4 protein-coding genes and 1 pseudogene are annotated in these 4,102 nt (G+C 47.6%); 1 reads left to right on the top strand and 4 read right to left on the bottom strand.

Features of this window, described 5'->3' with window-relative positions; translation table 11 throughout:
- A partial coding sequence (locus Q0668_RS12385) for a recombinase family protein (RefSeq protein WP_366918898.1) occupies positions 1 to 554 on the top strand: 554 nt, incomplete at its 5' end.
- 290 nt (positions 555 to 844) lie between these two features.
- Here Q0668_RS12385 and Q0668_RS12380 read toward each other — a convergent pair.
- The 4 genes and pseudogenes from Q0668_RS12380 to Q0668_RS12365 all read right to left on the bottom strand — a co-directional run.
- Complete coding sequence (locus tag Q0668_RS12380; RefSeq protein WP_298864979.1) at positions 845 to 994, bottom strand: hypothetical protein; 150 nt, start codon at positions 992 to 994, stop codon at positions 845 to 847.
- 50 nt (positions 995 to 1,044) lie between these two features.
- Positions 1,045 to 1,119: pseudogene (locus Q0668_RS12375) on the bottom strand (hypothetical protein); the annotation flags it as partial.
- A gap of 60 nt (positions 1,120 to 1,179) precedes the next feature.
- Complete coding sequence (locus Q0668_RS12370; RefSeq protein WP_298864976.1) at positions 1,180 to 1,668, bottom strand: transglutaminase N-terminal domain-containing protein; 489 nt, start codon at positions 1,666 to 1,668, stop codon at positions 1,180 to 1,182.
- Positions 1,669 to 2,018: 350 nt separating this feature from the next.
- The coding region (locus Q0668_RS12365) for a right-handed parallel beta-helix repeat-containing protein (RefSeq protein ID WP_298864974.1) at positions 2,019 to 4,102 on the bottom strand (2,084 nt) is incomplete at its 5' end.

Genomic DNA, 4,102 nt, shown 5'->3' with positions numbered 1-4,102 from the left:
CCCTCCAAATTGATTCTCTTCTAAAACATAGAGTAAAACGCGAGAATATCTTCTGTGACAAACTTTCGGGTGCTAAAGTTGATCGACCAGGGCTTTTGCTTTGCCAAGAAAGTTTACAACCTGGAGATACTCTCTTTGTTTGGAGACTCGACCGCCTGGGACGATCAATGAGGCATCTCGTCACTATGATCGAAGATCTAAAGGAACGAGGAGTTGGGTTTCGTTCAATATGTGATGGAGTCATCGATACGACAACGCCTTCAGGTGAACTGATCTTTCACGTTTTCTCTGCTCTCGCCCAATTCGAAAGACGACTTATACAAGGGAGAACTAAAGCAGGCTTAGCTGCAGCCCGAGCACGCGGACGCAAGGGAGGTCGGCCACCGCTGGATCCAAATTCACCCAGAGTTGTTTTAGCACAAAAGTTGTTTCGCGATAAATCAAATAGCATAGACGATATCTGTGATACATTAAAAATTTCGAGAACATCTCTTTACAAATACGTTTCGTTGCAAAATACAAAAGATACTCGTTCCGAGAAAACGTCTGAATAACGGAATGAAGCTTTTGGAGGGTTGACTCCATCACCAACGACTCAGTATCTGAGTATATTGAATCGTCAAATCCCAGAATCTGTTCGCGAAAGTCGTTGTTTGTCGTACAGTAAACAAAAACGAAGCTTAAAAGGAAAATCTTACGTGCTCGAAAAAGTCATACGTTTCCGCGAATTCACACTGGGTTGAATGAGTATAAGTCCCCCGCTTTCATTAAGATCGCCGATTGAGTACAAAACGAAATTTCATTGAGACAATTGTGTTACTCAATGAATTAAAATGTAAGAGACTCAATCCGGGCTTACATCAACAGCCACATTCATTCGATGTTCGCCACCTCCAACGATGGTGCCTTGAATTAGACAAACGTCGTAGTAATCTCGTCCCCATGCTTCTGTGATGTGATCAGTTGAGGCAGGCACATTGTTTGTGGGATCCATCTCAATCCAACAACTTTTCCACAGAATACCGATAGCCAGGTATGAGATGCATCTGCGCCAACATGGCGTGGCTTGCCTGCAGGTGGTTCGGTTCTCAAGTAGCCGCTCACATACCGCGTCGCCAGACCAAGCGAAAGCAGACAGCCAATCTGTAAGTGCGCAAAGTCTTGACAGGCGTCATGTCGTTATTCAAAGACTTCGTAGATTTCCGTATGCACTGTGGTAGCGCGCGGATCATAAGTGAAATCATTGTGAATCCGCTCTGTCAAATCGCTTACTGCAGAAAGAATGGGTCGACCTTCTTGAAATGATAATTTTGCATAATCTTTCAAAGCAGGAAAGAGTCTAACTCCTCGTGAATCAAATACAAAATGATAAGCGTTGAGTCCGTCTGCAGAACGATCTTTCTGCAATTGCTTAACCACTGTTTCCCATGAGGGTGTTTCATTTGCTGAGACTTTGGGAGTAGGAGAGACCATCACACGGCTGGTGGCTGTGACAGTGAGCCCAAGATGAGCTTGATCGATTGAGACGTATGAAACATCGTTGCCAAAATAATCTTTACGATTGCTAATACTAAATGGCTTGGAGTGTATGAGCAATTGAAATTCATTACAGACTTGATGAGGCAAAGATCGCGGTGCTAGATGAGCTAGATGATGGCAAACTGGCACTGCCTGGGAATAAGCTTATTTTGTGGAGTGTGTGACTTTATATTTCATTGCGGGCTGATGTCTGAGAGTTGGTGTGAGGAAACAGCATGTACAAGATATTGGTGTGAAATGGCCTCTGAAAACTTGGGTAATTGAGATTCCCAGGTTTCCATTAAATGTTCGAGAGGTTCATAATCACCTAAACTATGAGCTTCTGCGAGTTCTTGTATGTCTAGCATACGAACTGAATGAAGCAGAGTCATGGCCAGTCGCTGTTCTACAGTGTGCCCTGGTTGCGTCTGATAGCCTGGTACGAATCAGATGATCAGAAAACGCCCCCCTCAGACGGACCAGCCTGAATGGTTCCCTGATTATTTCTCTGGTGTTTCAACGGGAACTAACATCTCCCCGGGCGTCAACGCCAGCACAGCCGGGATACCGACGAGCTGCACGTAATGATCTTCAAAGCCCCCCTCAGTAGGACGGTCCAGAACGAGTCGCCACATTTCGCCTGAAGTATGCTGCTTCCGAATTCCTGTATACAACTTGGGCTTTTCGATATTCTGTTCCGACCAGACTTGCTTTCCGGACGGATCATATAGTCTCGCACTGACGCGTTCTCCCACACCGCCACCAAATACGCCAACCGCCCACTTCTCAACTCCAGCCGGAACCCAAAAGTAGAAGTCACCCGTCGCTGCCATCAGTCGAATTGGCGCCCCTTCCGAAGTCAGGCAAAGACGATGCGATGACTTGTCCACCGTGACAAAGTTCGCGCCCGGATCACAACTGATCTGATAAGTGCCCGTTTCGGGAGCCGTGAATTCACAGTTTGCGCTCTGTTTGAAGGGAACCACAGCTACGGGAATCACTTTCCCGGAAGGCGCCTTCACCTTCACAGGCATCTTGTCTCCCGTATAACGAACCAGCTGATGATAGGTCAATCGAACAGAAACCTTGTCTCCCTGCCTGGCATACAGCAGATATCGGGACAAGGCGCGTTGGCGAACGATTCGTCGCGGTGTTGAATTGAACGTAGCACTCGTATCCAGAGGCTGAAGCCGGGCAGCATCAGTTTGATAAGACGTGATATTACCCGCTTCACTGGGAGGCATCCATTTTTGAATCAACGCGGCATTCAACCGGAAATCAACCCGCTGATCCCCCTGTTGAACCTGCAATGTTCCCGTCACATTGTCTACAGAACCAACATACGAAGCATCATAAAATGACATCACTGGATGCCCGGCAACAGATTTGATCACGCATTGATCAAATGTCACACCTCCAATTTTACCGACGACTCCGGGCCGCGCGGTAAACTGGATCACCGGCAGTGCGGCATTATCATTCTCCGGGCCGATGATCGTACAGTTTTTAAGAGTGATCGGACAGACATCCGCCGGTTTGTCGAGAAACTGAACGGGGCTCTCATCGGTACTTTTGAAAGTACAGTTCTCAAAATCGATTGATCCCGTCACGCTGCCCGGCATATTATTTCTTGTGGTACAGGAGAGTGCCCTCCCTTTTCCTGAACTCTGACAATTCTCAAAACGGATCGAGACCGGTTTTGAATTCCGGTTTAAGTTCGGTAGATATAATAAATAACCGGGTCCCTGATTATTTTCCGAGATACAATTCCGCAGGACACAGTTGACCAGACATTCATCCGGCAGGTTCGGTTCAAAATCAACGCCCGCCATCGGCGCTGTGCCAGCCGTCTCTTTAAATACAGTATTTTCGATCAGTAAATCCTCGGCACTGATGATGCTGATCCCCTGTCGATAATTGCGTTCAAAGACCACATCCTTGATTGTAATCTTCTGATTGGTCACGCCCCGTTTAGCCACGCCCAGATAAACACCATCGCCGCCAGTTTCGCGAATCACCAGTCCCGATATACTGATATTTTTGCAACTACGCACACTGATGCCGTTCCGCCACTCAGCTTTTTGGTAAGGGGCCGCATAGTAATCGGCCCTCCGCATCTGCAGGATGGCTCCCAATCCTGTCAGTTGAATATTCTCTTTCAGCGAAGCTGTAAACAACGAAGCCGTGGCCGCCTTGAATTCTCCTTTTTTCGCCTGAACAATTACGCCTTTTGCAAATACAATTTCCTGATCGCTGGCCAGTTGGATCGGCGTTACAATCCAAGGCCCGTGCATCTTCTCCACAATCACTTTTTTCGCACCGGAATGAATCGCCGCCTGCAATGCTGCTGTCGAGTCTTCCCGATCGAACCCCCACCAGGACGCATACGCCACATCGGTTTTTCCCGCCTTCAATTCGGCAATCGCCCGCTCGTTGATGGCAATCGCTGGTCCCGCCTCGGCAGCAGTAATCAACATGAGGCTCCAGATAACAACCAGGATTCGGGAACAGATCAAAGACATTAATATACCTTTCACAAGCAGCAGGAGTCTGCAGTGCAATGATTGAATGGCAGAGGATTTTC

Source organism: uncultured Gimesia sp., from assembly GCF_937910335.1.
Taxonomy (GTDB): domain Bacteria; phylum Planctomycetota; class Planctomycetia; order Planctomycetales; family Planctomycetaceae; genus Gimesia.
The sequence above is the reverse complement of the archived record's forward strand: the minus strand, read 5'-3'. Positions and strand labels throughout refer to the sequence as shown.

Coding starts and splice junctions, on each gene's coding strand:
- Q0668_RS12380 (WP_298864979.1), bottom strand. CDS start 994: ATGGATCCCACAAACAATGTGCCTGCCTCAACTGATCACATCACAGAA.